This window comes from Candidatus Pelagibacter sp. HIMB1746 (genome assembly GCF_052047555.1).
Taxonomy (GTDB): Bacteria; Pseudomonadota; Alphaproteobacteria; order Pelagibacterales; family Pelagibacteraceae; genus Pelagibacter.
The window spans coordinates 108,038-124,354 of the sequence record NZ_JBNAJZ010000004.1; the positions used below are offsets into that span (position 1 = coordinate 108,038).

Below are 16,317 nucleotides of genomic sequence, written 5' to 3' on the forward strand. Positions count from 1 at the left end.
TAAAATGTCCAAACCCATTTCCCTATTTAGTGCCTTGTTATGTACTTTTATATGGGGCACAACTTTTATTGCTCAAGATACTGGTATGGACAATATTGGTCCTTTCACATTTAATGCTGTTAGATTTTTTGTTGGTTTTTTAGCTATTACCCCACTCGTAATTTTATTTGAGTTAAAAAATTTTAAATCAGAATTAAAGACAGATAAAAAAACATTTATAAATTATGTGTCTTTAATAGGATTATCCTTATTTTTAGGTTCTGCATTACAACAGGTTGCTTTGCTCTATACAGATGTTGCAAATGCAGCCTTTTTTACGATCTTTTATGTACCTATGGTGCCTATCATAATTTATTTGTTCGGAAAAAAATCAATTCATTGGAGTGTATGGCCTTCAGTAATTTTATGTTTAATTGGAGGATATTTATTAACAAATTTTTACGATGCAACTGTTAGGTTGGGAGATACTTTGGTTGTACTAGGAGCTTTATTTTGGAGCACACATATTATATTTACTGGAATTATTATTTCTAAATACAATCTTCCACTTACAATTGGAGCAATTCAAACTTTAATCGTAGCTATTTTATCTTTTTTCATTGGAATTCTTTATGAAGAATTTGTTTGGAACAACATTCTAATGGAAATATATTCTATATTATATGCTGGAATATTATCTGGAGGATTTGCATTTGTATTACAGATTTATGCACAAAAAAATATTTCACCTGCACCAGCAGCAATTATTTTCTCCCTTGAGGGTGTATTTGCAACTGTAGCTGCATGGTTTATTTTAAATCAAGTATTAGATATAAATAATATACTTGGATGTTTTTTTATTTTGTGTGGAGTTTTATTATCACAATTACTCCCACTTATAAAAAGAAAAAAAATTTAATAAATTAAACTAAACAATACTAAAGCAATTATTATTCTATAAATTACAAATGCATTCATAGAAAACTTATTTATAAAAATTAAAAAATATTTAACTGTTAAAAAAGAAAGAATAAAAGAAGATATAATTGCAATTATTACCAAATAATTAAATTCTGTTGGTTGATTAAAAATATCTTTTAAACTAAGTACACTTGCACCAGCTAATGCTGGGATAGATAGTAAAAAAGATATTTTACTCGAATCTACTCTATTAAATTTTAAAATTCTCGCAGCTGTTATTGTAATACCTGCTCTGCTTACTCCAGGTATCAATGATAAAATTTGCATTATTCCTATAAATAGAATTGATTGAATATTTAAATTTGTAGAAATTTTTTTATCAAAACGACTCTTGTCAGAGATATATAAAACAACCGCAAATATTAAAGTTGTCCATGCAATAGTTTCAATGTTTCGTAAACTATAAATTAGCCCTGTGGTATACAAAAAATATCCAAAGATTATTAATGGAATAGATCCAATAACAATTAAACTTATTAATCTTTTATTTTTATTTATGTTTAATAACTCTTCTTTAAAGTAATAAACTATTGCAAAAAGAGATCCAAGATGAAGGCTTATATCAATTAGTAATGAGCTAGATTTAAATTCATATAAACTTGAAACTAAAATTAAATGTGCAGAAGAACTTATCGGAAGAAATTCTGAAACCCCTTGAATTACTGAAAGGATTAAAACTTCTATAATATTCTGAAACATAATTTCTTCGTAGCTTATAAAGCTTATATTTCAAACAATACGATTTGATCATAGTAGCTATGCATTTATTAGAAACCTGTTTATTTATAACAAAAATGAGAGCTTAAAGGTCAATAAATATGACCTATTTAATGCTTTATTAAACAAAATCATTATATAATTTGCCTAAAATTATATTTTATATGACTGACAAAATGTTAAAATTTATAAAAATAGGTCAACAAACTCCACCTAAAAGAGAGGTTGATCAAAGAAAAAAGGATTTTAACGAGATATATGACGAATATATCAATGAAAAAGCTAAAGAGCAATCAAGCAGATGTTCTCAATGTGGAGTTCCTTTCTGTCAGGTTCATTGTCCTTTAAGTAACAATATTCCTGATTGGCTAAAGTTAACTGCTGAAGGAAGATTAAAAGAAGCATACGAGCTTTCCCAAAGCACTAACAATATGCCTGAGGTTTGTGGAAGAATTTGTCCGCAGGATAGATTATGCGAGGGAAATTGTGTAATTGAGCAGTCTGGTCACGGAACAGTTACAATTGGTTCTGTTGAAAAATATATAACAGATAACGCCTGGGAACAAGGTTGGGTTAAACCAATTGAAGTTACAAATGAAAAAAATCAAAGTGTTGGAATTATAGGAGCTGGTCCTGCCGGATTAGCGGCGGCAGAACAGTTAAGAAAAAATGGCTATAAAATTACAGTTTACGATCGTTATGATAGAGCTGGAGGATTGTTAATATATGGAATTCCAAATTTTAAATTAGAAAAAGAAATAGTTCAAAGACGAACAAAGCTTTTAAAAGATGGTGGAATAGAATTCATACAAAATTTTGAAGTTGGAAAGGATGCAAGCTTAGAGCAATTAAGAAAAAAACATGATGCAGTATTAATTGCAACAGGAGTTTACAAAGCAAGAGAAGTTAATTTACCAGGTAATGATTTAGATAACATTTTTCCAGCAATGGATTTTCTTACAGCATCAAATAAGAAAGGATTGGGCGATGATGTTGAATTATTTGACAAGGGAATTCTAAATGCTGAGGGAAAAGATGTTGTTGTAATTGGTGGAGGTGATACAGCAATGGATTGTGTGAGAACTTCAATAAGACAAAAAGCAAAATCAGTAAAATGTTTATATAGAAGAGATAAAGAAAATATGCCTGGTTCAGCAAGAGAAGTTGCAAATGCTGAAGAAGAGGGTGTTGAATTTGTATGGCTATCTAGTCCTAAAGAATTTAAAGGGACTAATAAGGTAGAAAATTTAATTGTAGATCAAATAAAGTTAGGTGAACCAGATGAAACTGGCAGAAGAAAACCTGAAGTACAAGAAGGATCAAGTTATGAAATAAAAGCAGATATGGTTATTAAAGCTCTTGGATTTGATCCAGAGGACTTACCTAATTTATTTGATAGCAATGAACTTCAAGTTACAAAATGGGGAACAATAAAAACAGATTTTGATACTATGGAAACTAATCTAAGTGGTGTTTTTGCGGCTGGAGATATCGTTAGAGGAGCTTCATTAGTTGTTTGGGCAATTAAAGATGGGAGAGACGCAGCAGTTTCCATAAAAAATTATTTAGAAACAAAATCCAAAAATGAGAAAAAAGTTGCTTAATGAAAACTTATAAAAAAAATTTTGATCTACTTAAGAAAAACAATGTCTATTCTGAAGATATGGAGCATGATGCTTGTGGAGTAGGTTTAATAGCTTCAACAGAGGGAAAAAAATCCAGGAATGTTGTTGAGTATGGAATTGAAGCTTTAAAAGCTGTTTGGCACAGGGGTGCGGTAGATGCCGATGGAAAAACAGGAGATGGAGCTGGAATTCACGTAGAAATTCCAAAAGATTTTTTTATAGAAAAAATTGAGGTTACTGGACACACACACGATAATTCTGAAATCTGCGTAGGAATGATTTTTCTTCCACGTAATGACTATGCAGCACAAGAGAGCTGTAAAACAATTGTTGAAAGCGAACTAACGAAAAATGATTTTAATATTTATGGCTGGAGACAAGTTCCTGTTAATCCAAAGGTTTTAGGTGAAAAAGCTTTTCAAACTATGCCTGAAATTATTCAGGTACTTTTCAAACCTCATAATAAAGAGCTTACAAATAAAGATTTGGAGAGAAAAATTTATGAGACAAGAAGAAAAATCGAAAACGAAGCTTTCAAAAAATCATTAAATAATTTTTATATTTGTTCATTAAGTTCAAAGTCAATTATTTACAAAGGAATGTTTTTAGCTGAAGCAATTTCAGAATTTTATTTAGATTTAAATGATGAAAGATTTGTATCAAGATACGCAATATTTCATCAGCGGTTTTCAACCAATACGGCTCCAAGCTGGAATCTTGCTCAACCATTCAGAGCAATTGCACATAATGGAGAAATTAACACTTATAGAGGAAATAAAAATTGGATGAAAGTTCATGAGCAAGAAATGAATAGTCCATTATTTGATGATATAGAAAATCTTAAGCCAGTTATTCAACAAGGAGCCTCAGATTCTGCAGCTTTAGATAATGTTTTCGAATTATTAAACATTTCAGGTCAACCTGCACCATTAGCTAAACTAATGTTAGTTCCAGATGCATGGTCTAAGAAGAATAAGACTTTGCCAAAAGATCATCAGCAGTTATTTAATTTTTTAAATAGCACAATGGAACCTTGGGATGGGCCTGCCGCTATAGCCGGAACTGACAATGAGTGGGTTATTGCAGCAAATGATAGAAACGGATTAAGACCTTTAAGATATGCAATCACAAAGGATAAGTTATTGTTTGCAGGCTCAGAAACTGGGATGATCGAACTAAATGAAAAAAGAATTTTATCAAAAGGAAGATTAGGTCCTGGAGAAATTATAGGAGTAAGAATAGAAAAAGGTAAAGTATTTACTAATAAACAAATTAAGGATTACTTAGCAAAAGAGTATAAACATTTTAATTCACAAATTATTGATTTAGATGACAAACTAACGATTGAAGATGAAAAAAATTCTTTTTCAGGGGATGATTTAAGAAGAAGACAATATACTTTTGGAATTAGTTTAGAGGATCTTGAATTAATTTTACACCCTATGGCTGAGGATGCAAAAGAGGCTACAGGATCAATGGGCGATGACACCCCTTTAGCTGTGCTATCAGATAAATATAGACCTCTGTATCATTTTTTTAGACAAAATTTTAGCCAAGTTACAAATCCACCAATAGATTCTTTAAGAGAAAACAAAGTGATGAGTTTAAAAACAAGATTTGGAAATCTAGGCAATATTCTAGATTTTGATAATTTAACAAAACAGAATATTTATGTTCTTAATAGCCCAATTTTATCTAATTCTCAGTTTGAAAAATTCATCAATTTTTTTGGAAATAATTCAACAATAATTGATTGTACTTTTGAAGAAAGTAACAGTTTGTACGAAGCTATTAAAAAAATTCAAAAAGATGCAGAAATTGCTGTTAGACAAGGTGTTACACAATTAATTCTTAGCGATAAAGATTTATCAATTTCAAAACTTCCAATTCCAATGCTGCTTGCAGTTGGTGCAATTAACTCTTTTTTAATTGAGAAAAAATTAAGAGGGTATGTGTCAATCAATGTCCAATCTGGAGAAGCATTAGATACACACTCTTTTGCAACTTTAATTGGTGTTGGAGCAACAACAGTAAATCCTTATTTGGCGTTCGACAGTTTATATCAAAGATTTGAAAAAAAATTATTTGGAAAGTTTAGCTTTGAAGAATGTGTTGAAAGATACATTAAATCTGTAAATGCAGGTTTATTAAAAATTATGTCTAAGATGGGTATCTCTGTTTTAAGTTCTTACAGAGGTGGATGCAATTTTGAGACTGTTGGATTAAGTAGAACTATTGTTTCAGATTATTTTCCAGGAGTTGTATCTAAAATTTCTGGTATTGGACTTACTGGAATCGAAAAAAAAATAAGAGCAATTCACAAAGAAGCATTTGAAAGCACTGATACAATTCTTCCTATTGGAGGGATTTATAGATATAGAAAAAATGGAGAAACACACCAATATCAAGGCAAACTAATACATTTACTTCAAAGTGCAGTTGGTTCTAATTCTTATGACGCTTATAAAAGATATGCAGAGGGTATTTATAATTTACCACCAATAAATTTGAGGGACTTAATTGATTTTAGAGAAAAAAAATTAAAGGGAGCTATAGATATTTCAGAAGTAGAACCAATAGAAAATATTTTAAAAAGATTTGGAAGTGGAAGCATGTCTCATGGTGCTTTATCTAAAGAGGCACATGAAACTTTGGCTACAGGCATGAATAGAATTAAAGGTGCTTCTTGTAGTGGTGAAGGTGGTGAAGATGAAAAAAGATTTAAAGTGTTAGATAATGGAGATAGTGCAAACTCAAGAGTAAAACAAATAGCTTCAGCAAGATTTGGTGTAACAGTTAATTATTTAAACAATTGCAATGAGATTGAAATAAAAATTGCACAAGGTGCAAAGCCAGGAGAAGGTGGACAACTCCCAGGTTTCAAAGTTACCGATGAAATAGCAAAGTTAAGACACTCAACGCCTGGAGTAACACTAATTTCTCCTCCACCACACCACGATATTTATTCAATTGAAGATCTTGCGCAGCTTATTTATGATTTAAAACAGATTAATCCAAAAGCAAGAATTGGAGTAAAACTAGTTGCTTCCTCAGGAGTTGGGACTATTGCTGCAGGAGTTGCCAAAGCAAAAGCAGACATAATATTAATTTCAGGACATAACGGTGGAACTGGAGCTACTCCGCAAACAAGTGTAAAATACGTAGGTATTCCATGGGAGATGGGATTAACAGAGGCTAATCAGGTTTTAACATTAAACAATCTTAGACACACAGTTACACTTAGAACTGATGGAGGGATTAAAACAGGTAGAGATGTTGTTATAGCAGCCATGATGGGAGCAGAAGAGTATGGAGTTGCAACAACTGCTCTAGTTGCAATGGGATGCATAATGGTAAGACAATGTCATTCGAATACATGCCCCGTTGGTGTCTGTACTCAAGATGAAAAATTAAGAGAAAAATTTACTGGAACACCAGATAAGGTTGTTAATCTATTTACGTTTATAGCAACTGAGGTTAGAGAAATTTTAGCTAAATTAGGTTTTAAATCATTAAATGATATTATTGGTAGAACTGACTTACTTCGACAAGTTAGCAAGGGTTCAGATAATTTAGATGATTTAGATTTAAATCCTTTATTTGTTCAAGCAGATACTGGGAACAATACTAGATATTGTGAAAACCAAGAAATTAATTCAGTGCCAGATACTCTAGACCAAGAAATATGGCCGGAGATTGAAAAGGCTTTAGATAATTCTGAAAAAATTGAAAAAGAATATTTAATTAAAAATACACATAGAGCAGTTGGGACAAGAATTTCTCATCATTTATATAAAAAATATGGTTATGAAAAACTTGATGATAATTTTTTAGTATTAAACTTTAAAGGATCAGCTGGTCAATCTTTTGGAGCCTTTTCATCCAAAGGTTTGAAGTTAGTATTAAAAGGTGATGCAAATGATTATGTCGGCAAAGGTCTTTCAGGAGCTACAATTTCTATAAGACTACCAGAGGAAAGTAACTTAGTTTCAAATGAAAATACTATCTTAGGAAATACAGTTCTATACGGAGCAACATCTGGAAAACTTTTTGCAGCCGGTCAAGCTGGTGAAAGATTCTCTGTAAGAAATTCAGGTGCAGTTACAGTTATTGAGGGATGTGACTCGAATGGATGTGAGTATATGACTGGTGGAACTGTAGTAATTCTAGGAGATGTTGGAGATAACTTTGCTGCTGGTATGACAGGTGGTATGGCATTTATCTATGACAAATCAAAAGAATTTGAAAAAAAAGTAAACTCAGAGTCAGTAGTTTGGCAGAATGTTGAAACAGATTATTGGAAAGAAAATTTAAAAAATTTAATCAAAGAACACCATGAAGAGACAGGATCTTTGTTATCTAAAAAAATAATTGAAAATTATGATAATGAAATTAATAATTTCATTCAAGTTTGTCCTAAAGAAATGTTAGATAAACTAAAAAACCCTATCAGTTTAAAAAAAGTTATAAAAGAAGTTAGTTAATTAATAATTTTAATTCTTTTAAAATTATATTAAGCCATTTCTTATTTGATAAGCTGTGGTCACCTTTTTTTACAATGATTAATTTCTTTTTTGCTTTTGGAAATAATTTTAAAACTTTTCTAGAATAACTTACCGGTACAGCTTCATCATACTCACCATGCACCATGGTAACATTAATTTTTGAGTTTATTTTTTTATTTAAAACTCCATTTTTTCTTCCATCTTTTATAAGCTGATAAGTGATTGGATACTCATAATTCCCATGTTTTAGGTGGTATATGCCTTTTCGGATTGTTTCTTGCTTTATTTTCTTAGAAAATTTTTTCCACATCAAATTTTCTAAAAACTCGGGTGCCGACCCAATTCCTAAAAATCCCATAATTTGTTTTTTAAATATTTTGAATTGTCTTAAAGCAATCCAAGCGCCCATACTTGAACCAATGACATAAAAATTATTATTTTTTATATATTTATTTATCAATGTAGAAGTTTCTTTAGTCCATTTTGAAATATTTCCATTTGTGAATTTACCTGTAGATTTTCCATGACCTGAATATTCTAAAGCAAGAAAACTTATTTTATTTTTTCTTGCAAATTTTAAAAAAGCTTCTGGCTTTTTTCCTTCAAGATCTGACATAAATCCATGTAAGAAAACTATGAATGGAGCATTTTTATAAATTTTACAAATATGTCTAATTTTCTTAGTCTTTGAAATTTTGTGGAATCTGAAATTTGCCATAATCGTTTATAAGAATTGCTAATTAATATATAATCATACCAAATGTCATCTAATTTAAAAGTTTTGCAAGTAATCCCAAAACTTGGATATGGCGGTGCAGAGACCGGTTGTTATGATATTGCTCACTATTTGCCAGAAAACGGTTGTAAATCATTTATAGTTACTAGTGGTGGTGAGTTACTTAAATTTGTAGATAAAAGTAAAGTAAAAGTTTTTAGACTTCCAGTTCAAAGTAAAAACCCAATATTAATTTTAATTAATGCAATAATTTTAACTTTTATCATTTTATTTAATAATATTTCGATAGTACACGCTAGAAGTAGAGCGCCCGCATGGTCTTGCTTAATAGCCTCCAAGATAACAAGTAGAAAGTTTGTGACTACATTTCATGGAACTTATAATTTTAAAAGTAATTTGAAAAAATTATATAATTCAGTAATGGTTCGATCTGACTTAATTATTGCAGGATCAAACTTTATTTTTTCCCACATCAAAGAAAATTATTCAAATTACTTAAATCAAAAAAAAAAATTGTTAGTAGTATTTAGAGGAATTAATGTTGATTATTTTGACCCTACCACAAAACTTGAAACTGAACAGAAAAAATTATTAAAACAATGGGAGATAGAAAAAGATAAAAAGATTATACTTTTGCCTGGTAGATTAACTACCTGGAAGGGACAAGAGGTATTTATTGAAGCAATCAATCTTGTAAATATTGAGTTAGGTTATGAGGCATTTTATGCTGTTATCCTTGGAAGTGATCAGGGAAGAGATTTGTATAAAAAAAAACTAATAAGACTTTCAGAACAATATAGGTTGACTAAACAGCTAAGATTTATCGATCACTGTAAAGATATGGCATTAGCTTACAAAGTTTCTGACATTATTGTTTCAGCTTCTATTGAACCAGAGGCTTTTGGTAGAGTTGCTGTAGAGGCCCAGTCTATGGAGAAACCAATTATTGCTAGTAATATTGGTGGCTCTAATGAGACTGTCGTTGATGAAAAAACAGGCTATTTATTTAAAGCGGGTGATGCAAAGTCTTTAAGTCGGAAAATTTTAAAAACGCTGACAATTAACGAAACTCAATTAAAATTAATTGGTGTTGAAGGAAGAAAAAATATAGTTCAAAAATTTAATGTTGAAAAAATGTGCTTTTCTACTTATTCAGAGTATAAAAGATTAATAAATTAAATGCCTATAATTACATTACCTGATGGAAATAATATCGATTTCCCAAATAAAGTTACTGGATTAGAAGTAGCAGAAAAAATTAGCAAATCATTAGCTAAACAAGCAATGGTAATAAGTGTAGATGGCGAGTTAAAAGACTTAGAACATTTAATTGAGAAAGATTGTTCTGTAAAAATTTTTACATCTAAAAATCCTGAGGGTTTAGAAACCATTAGACATGATACTGCTCACATATTAGCAATGGCAGTACAAGAATTGTTTCCAGGAACACAAGTTACGATTGGCCCTGTAATTGAAAACGGATTTTATTATGATTTTGCTAGAAAAGATCCGTTTACAGAAGATGATTTAACAAAGATTGAAAATAAAATGAAAGAAATTGTTGATCGAGACGAGATTACCAAAAGGGAGGTTTGGGATAGAAATAAAGCCATAGATCATTTTAAAAAAAAAGGCGAAATTTATAAGGCTGAGTTAATTGAGGCAATACCGGAGAATGAAGATGTTTCAATTTATTTTCATGGAGATTGGCATGATCTTTGTAGAGGACCCCATCTTTCCTCAACAGGTAAAATTGGAAAATACTTTAAATTAATGAAAGTTTCAGGAGCTTATTGGAGAGGTGACTCAAACAATGAAATGCTTCAAAGAATTTATGGTACAAGCTGGGCTTCTCAAAAAGATTTAGATGATCATCTAAAAAGAATAGAAGAAGCAGAAAAAAGAGATCATAGAAAATTAGGAAAAGAAATGGACTTGTTTCATTTTAGAGAAGAAAGTCCTGGCTCAGTTTTTTGGCATGAGAGAGGGTGGGCATTATTTCAAAAATTAATTAATTATATGAGAAGCAGACAAGATGCTGCTGGATACAAAGAGGTAAATACGCCTGAAATTTTAGACCGACAATTGTGGGAAAAATCTGGTCACTGGGAAAAATATGGAGAGAATATGTACACATCAGAAACTCCTGATGAAAAAGTGTTTGCGATAAAACCAATGAATTGTCCTGGTCACATACAAGTATTTAATCAGGGATTGAAAAGTTATAGAGATCTTCCATTACGAATAACAGAATTTGGTAAGGTTCATCGTTACGAACCATCAGGTGCTTTACATGGTTTACTTAGAGTAAGAGCTTTTACACAAGATGATGCGCATATTTTTTGTGCGGAAGATCAAATTACGAGTGAGTGTTTAAATGTAACAAATTTAATTTTAGATATTTATAAAGACCTTGGTTTTGAAAATGTAATTTTAAAATATGCAGATCGACCAGAAGTTAGAGTTGGAGATGATGAGGTTTGGGACAAGGCAGAAGCCTCACTTCTTGAAGCAGTTAAAGCCTCTAAGTTAGAGTATAGTATTAATAAAGGTGAAGGTGCCTTCTATGGGCCAAAAATTGAATTTGTTTTAAGAGATGCTATCGGAAGAGATTGGCAATGTGGAACTTTACAAGTTGATTTAAATTTACCTGGTAGATTAGATGCATCATATGTTGATAAGGACGGAACAAAAAAAGTTCCTGTTATGCTTCATAGAGCGCTGTTTGGTTCTCTAGAAAGATTTATTGGGATATTGATTGAAAATTATGCTGGAAAATTTCCTTTTTGGATTTCACCTTTGCAAACAATGGTAATTCCAATTTCAGAAGAATTTAATGATTATGCAATAGAAGTTTCTAAAAAAATTAAAGAGGCAGGCATAAGTTCTGCAGTTGATATTAAAAATAATAACTTAAACTATAAAATTAGAGATCATTCTTTAGCAAAAATACCTCTTTTATTAATTTGTGGTAAAAAAGAAGTTGACTCCAATTCAGTAACGATTAGAAGATTAGACTCTAATAAACAAGAAAATATGGACATAAATTTATTTTTAAAAACTTTCTCTGCTTTAAATAAAGCATCATCAAACTAAGTGGCAGATTTCAAACAAAATTACTTTCAAAGAAGAACAAAGGATAGAGGTCCAAGGTCTAATAACCGAATATCTTCACCAGACGTTCAAGTAATTGCAAGTGATGGTGAAAATCTTGGAGTGATAAGCACTAATGAAGCTATATCAATGGCAAAAAACCAAGGTTTGGATTTAATTGAAATTGCACCTAATGCTAACCCACCTGTTTGTAAAATAATGGATATGGGAAAGTATAAATATGATGCACAAAAAAAAGCAAATCTTGCAAAAAAGAAACAAAAAATAATTTCATTAAAAGAAATTAAAATGAGACCTGTAACTGAAACTCATGATTATGAATTTAAGGTCAAAAATGCAAAAAAATTTATTTCCAAAGGAGATAAAGTAAAATTTACTATCAGATTTAAAGGGCGAGAACTCCAACACTCTCATTTAGGCAATGAATTGATGGGTAAAATTAAAGAGGATATGAAGGATATTGGTAGAGTAGAGTTGCAACCTAAATTTGATGGGAAGCAAATGATCATGGTAATTCAACCTTTATAAGCCTTAATAGAGGTTGTAAAATTTCAACATTCTTTGTATAAGTCCGCAGAATTATGCCAAAATTAAAAACAAAAAGCTCAGCAAAAAAAAGATTTAAGATATCAGCTAAGGGCAAAGTTATATCTGCTCAAGCAGGTAAAAGACACGGTATGATTAAACGAACGAATTCACAAATTAGAAAATTAAGAGGCACTACAACTTTGTCCAAACAAGATGGCAAAATTGTTAAATCATACATGCCTTACAGTTTAAGAGGGTAACAATGGCAAGAGTTAAAAGAGGCGTAACAAGTAAAGCAAAACATAAAAAAGTTTTGAAAGCCGTAAAAGGTCAGTGGGGCAGAAGAAAAAATACTATCAGAGTTGCTAAACAAGCTATGGAGAAATCCATGCAGTATGCTTACAGAGATAGAAGAAATAAAAAAAGAGATTTCAAATCATTATGGATACAAAGAATTAATGCCGGTGTAAGAGCAGAGGGTATGACATATTCAAAATTTATTAATGGTTTAAGTAAATGTGGTGTTGCAATAGATAGAAAAATTTTAGCTGAAATTGCTTACGATAGTCCAGAAGCATTTAAAACAATTGTACAAAAAGCTCAATCCGCTTTAAATTAATCTCTATTGTTTTTATTTCTTAAGGAAATAATCTACTAATATGTCAGACATAAAAAATATTAGAGATCAATTTGTATCAAAGCTTAAAAATGAACTAAGCTTGGATGAAATCAATTCAATCAAAACAGAGTTATTTGGAAAAAATGGTCAAATTTCATCTTTATTCAAAACTGTAGGATCAATACCAGAGTCTGATAGAAAAACTTTTGCAGCAGACTTGAATAAAATAAAAGATGAACTGCAATCTTTAATTTCAGAAAAGATTAAAGAAATAGAAACAAAAGAAGTTAATCAAAAACTTGAAAAAGAAAAAGTTGATATAACTTTACCTGGAAGACCTTTTGTTAGAGGAAAAATTCATCCTGTATCTCAAACTATAGATGAAATTTCATCTATATTCTCAGAAATAGGTTTTAGTGTTGAAGAAGGACCAGATGTAGAAAATGAATATAATAATTTTACTGCGCTAAATACTCCAGATAATCACCCAGCTCGTGATATGCACGATACTTTTTATTTAGATGAAAATAAGGAAGTTTTATTAAGAACGCATACTTCACCAGTTCAAATAAGAACTATGTTAAAAGACAAGCCACCGTTTAAAATTATTGCTCCAGGTAGAACATATAGATCAGATAGTGATCAAACACATGCGCCAATGTTCCATCAGGTTGAAGGCCTTCATATAGATAAAGACATTAACATGGGCCATTTAAAGGGATGTTTGAATTATTTTATTAAAGAGTTCTTTGAAGTAGAAAAAATTAAAATGAGATTTAGACCAAGTCATTTCCCTTTCACAGAACCATCTGCAGAAGTAGATATTGGTTACGAAATTAAAGATGGTAAAATTGTTATAGGAGAAGGAGATCAGTGGCTTGAAATTTTAGGATGTGGAATGGTCCATCCAAATGTTTTAAAAAATGTCAAAGTTGATCCTGCTAAATACCAAGGATATGCATTTGGTATAGGTATAGACAGGTTAGCAATGCTAAAATACGGTATTAATGATTTAAGAGCTTTCTTTGACTGCGATTATAGATGGTTAAATCACTTTGGATTTGATCCACTTGATGTGCCCACAAGTTATAGAGGTCTAAGTCGATGAAGATAACATTTGATTGGTTAAAAGATCATTTATCTGTAAGTGCTAAGGAAGAGAAGTTACTTGAGAAATTAACCGATATTGGACTTGAAGTTGAAAGTGTTGAAAATTTATCTGCAGGTTTAGATTTATTCAAAGTAGCAAAAATTTTAAAAACTGAAAAACATCCTAATGCAGACCGTTTAAAAGTTTGCGATGTTGATGTGGGTGAAAAAGAAATTAAGAAGGTCGTATGTGGTGCACCAAATGCTAGAGAAGGTTTAATCACTGTTTATGCTCCTCCTGGTGCGGTTATTCCAAAAAATAAAACTAAATTAGTTATAGCAAAAATTAGAGATGTTACATCTTATGGTATGCTTTGTTCTGAATCAGAACTCAATTTATCTGAGGAAAGTGATGGAATTATTGAGCTTTCAACCTCAAAATACAACAAAAGTATTGGAAAAAGTTTTTTTACTCAATCTAATTCTAATTTAATTGATTTATCAATCACACCTAACAGACCGGATTGTCTTGGTGTTAGAGGAATAGCTAGAGATTTAGCAGCTTCAGGCTTTGGTAAATTAAAACAGATTAAAAAACAAAAAATAAACTCGAAAAAATCTCAAACAATTAAAGTAAAAATTACAAACGAAAAAAACCAAGGATGTTTTTCTTTTGGAAGCTGTTTGGTAACAAATGTAAAAAATACTGAAAGTCCAAAGTGGTTAAAGGATAAATTAATTTCTATAGGTCAAAAACCTATTTCAGCAATTGTTGATATTACAAATTATGTAATGATTGATATTAATCGTCCATTACACGCATATGATGCTGATAAAATTGAAAAAGGTATAATTGTTAGAAACTCAAAATCTGGTGAAGAGTTCACAGCTTTAGATAACAAAACCTATAAACTTGAAGATGATATGTGTGTAATTAGTGATGACAAGGGTGTGTTAGGACTTGGTGGTATCATTGGAGGTACAAGGTCTGGGACAGAAATGGATACACAAAACGTTTTAATCGAGTCAGCTTATTTTGATCCAAGATCAATTAGAAGAACAGCAAAAAGATTAAATATTGATACAGATGCAAAATTTAGATTTGAAAGAGGAATAGACCAATTATCAATTGAAGAAGGTTTAAATAAAGCAGCTTTTTTAATTAAAGAAATTTGTGGTGGTGAAATTAGTAAGCTAGATATTCAAAAAATCAGTACATTTAAAAATCAAGTAATTAAATTTGATCCAAATTCATTTGAAAAAGTTACAGGTTTTAAAATTCTAACAAAAGATATGTTAAAAATTTTAGATAACTTAGGTTTTACATGTAAAAAAGATAAAAAAGTTTTCAAACTAAGTATTCCATCGTGGAGACCAGATATTACTCAGGAAATAGATGTTGTTGAGGAATTGGTAAGAATAGTTGGTTATGATAAAATAAAGATAGAAGAACCTATCAAAGAGAGAAAAAAATCCACTTTAACACAAACTCAAAAATTGTTTCATTTCCTTCAAAGATCTGTTGCTTCAAAAGGTTATTTGGAGGCAATTACTTGGTCTTTCACAGATGCAAAATATAATAATCATTTCAAAGGACAAAATGATGAATTAAAAATTGTGAACCCTATAAGTTCAGAATTAGGAGTTTTAAGAAATTCAATATTTTCAAATTTAATTATGTATATGAGCAAAAATATAGATAGAGGATTTAAAGATTTATCTATTTTTGAAATAGGACCAACATTTTTTGGAAAACAACCTGGTGAACAAAATATAGTAGTTTGTGGTTTAGCAGCTGGAAAAAAATCTCGTCTTTCTTGGTTAGAAAAAGAGAGAAATGTCGATGTTTTTGATATTAAAAAAGATGTAGTTCAAACTTTAGTTGAAGCAGGTTACGATGTAGAAAAATTTTTTATTGATGATGAAACACCTGATTATTATCATCCGGGAAAATCAGGAAGATTATTTTTGAACAGAGGAAAAGAAAGTGTGGCTGCATACTTTGGTGAAATTCATCCAAATATCATTAAGCAAATAGATTTGAAAACCGAGTCTTTAGTAGGTTTTGAAATATTTCTTGATAATTTAAAATTACCAAAAAAATCATTAAAAGATCAAAAAACAAAATATTCTGTTTCAGATTATCAAAAGTCAGAAAGGGATTTTGCTTTTATAGTTGATAAGAAAATTAAAGTTCAAGATTTGGTAAATGTTGTATCAAATGTTGATAAAAATTTGATTTCTAACATTAAAGTTTTTGATGTTTATGAGGGTGATAATATTCCTGAAAACCGAAAATCAATTGCAATCAGTGTTACAATTCAATCTCAAGAAAAAACTCTCAAAGAAGCAGATTTAGATCAAATAAATAAGTCAATTATAGAAACAGTCGAAAATAAAACTGGCGCTAAAATTCGATCCTAA

12 protein-coding genes are annotated in these 16,317 nt (G+C 30.4%); 10 read left to right on the top strand and 2 right to left on the bottom strand.

Translation table 11 applies throughout. The features are described from left to right. Nucleotides 1–4: 4 nt before the first annotated feature. Nucleotides 5–898, top strand: a complete 894-nt coding sequence (locus ACTTBM_RS06120) for a DMT family transporter (RefSeq protein WP_440635148.1) — start codon at nt 5–7, stop codon at nt 896–898. Here the strand turns inward: ACTTBM_RS06120 and ACTTBM_RS06125 are convergent. Next, complete coding sequence (locus ACTTBM_RS06125; RefSeq protein ID WP_440635149.1) at nt 895–1,659, bottom strand: undecaprenyl-diphosphate phosphatase; 765 nt, start codon at nt 1,657–1,659, stop codon at nt 895–897. The genes ACTTBM_RS06120 and ACTTBM_RS06125 overlap by 4 nt on opposite strands. A gap of 182 nt (nt 1,660–1,841) precedes the next feature. On the opposite strand from ACTTBM_RS06125, the gene ACTTBM_RS06130 reads away from it, so the two are divergent. Beyond that, nucleotides 1,842–3,281, top strand: a complete 1,440-nt coding sequence (locus ACTTBM_RS06130) for an NAD(P)-dependent oxidoreductase (protein WP_440635150.1) — start codon at nt 1,842–1,844, stop codon at nt 3,279–3,281. After that, nucleotides 3,281–7,786, top strand: coding sequence for a glutamate synthase large subunit (gene gltB, locus ACTTBM_RS06135; protein ID WP_440635151.1), 4,506 nt, complete (start codon nt 3,281–3,283; stop codon nt 7,784–7,786). Before ACTTBM_RS06130 ends, gltB begins: the two co-directional genes overlap by 1 nt. Here the strand turns inward: gltB and ACTTBM_RS06140 are convergent. Beyond that, nucleotides 7,779–8,525 carry an alpha/beta hydrolase gene (locus ACTTBM_RS06140; protein WP_440635152.1) on the bottom strand — a complete coding sequence of 249 codons (747 nt, stop codon included), beginning with the start codon at nt 8,523–8,525 and terminating at the stop codon, nt 7,779–7,781. The genes gltB and ACTTBM_RS06140 overlap by 8 nt on opposite strands. A gap of 42 nt (nt 8,526–8,567) precedes the next feature. Between ACTTBM_RS06140 and ACTTBM_RS06145 the strand changes: the two genes are divergently transcribed. From ACTTBM_RS06145 to pheT, 7 genes are read left to right on the top strand one after another with little or no spacing between them, the layout of a single operon-like run. Continuing rightward, nucleotides 8,568–9,722 carry a glycosyltransferase family 4 protein gene (locus tag ACTTBM_RS06145; protein WP_440635153.1) on the top strand — a complete coding sequence of 385 codons (1,155 nt, stop codon included), beginning with the start codon at nt 8,568–8,570 and terminating at the stop codon, nt 9,720–9,722. Beyond that, complete coding sequence (thrS, locus tag ACTTBM_RS06150) at nt 9,723–11,639, top strand: threonine--tRNA ligase (RefSeq protein ID WP_440635154.1); 1,917 nt, start codon at nt 9,723–9,725, stop codon at nt 11,637–11,639. Then, a complete protein-coding gene (infC, locus tag ACTTBM_RS06155; RefSeq protein WP_075505925.1) occupies nt 11,640–12,185 on the top strand; it encodes a translation initiation factor IF-3 in 546 nt (181 codons plus the stop codon). It abuts the gene before it with no gap. 53 nt (nt 12,186–12,238) lie between these two features. Continuing rightward, entirely contained in the window at nt 12,239–12,445 is a 207-nt protein-coding gene (rpmI, locus tag ACTTBM_RS06160) for a 50S ribosomal protein L35 (RefSeq protein WP_023854436.1), read from the top strand. A gap of 2 nt (nt 12,446–12,447) precedes the next feature. Next, the gene (gene rplT / locus ACTTBM_RS06165) at nt 12,448–12,804 is read left to right on the top strand and encodes a 50S ribosomal protein L20 (RefSeq protein WP_440633264.1); all 357 of its coding nucleotides are present in this window, start codon (nt 12,448–12,450) and stop codon (nt 12,802–12,804) included. A 40-nt stretch (nt 12,805–12,844) separates the two neighbouring features. Then, nucleotides 12,845–13,912, top strand: coding sequence for a phenylalanine--tRNA ligase subunit alpha (pheS, locus tag ACTTBM_RS06170; protein ID WP_440635155.1), 1,068 nt, complete (start codon nt 12,845–12,847; stop codon nt 13,910–13,912). Further along, nucleotides 13,909–16,317: a phenylalanine--tRNA ligase subunit beta gene (gene pheT, locus ACTTBM_RS06175; protein ID WP_440635156.1), complete on the top strand. Its 2,409-nt coding sequence runs from the start codon at nt 13,909–13,911 to the stop codon at nt 16,315–16,317. Before pheS ends, pheT begins: the two co-directional genes overlap by 4 nt.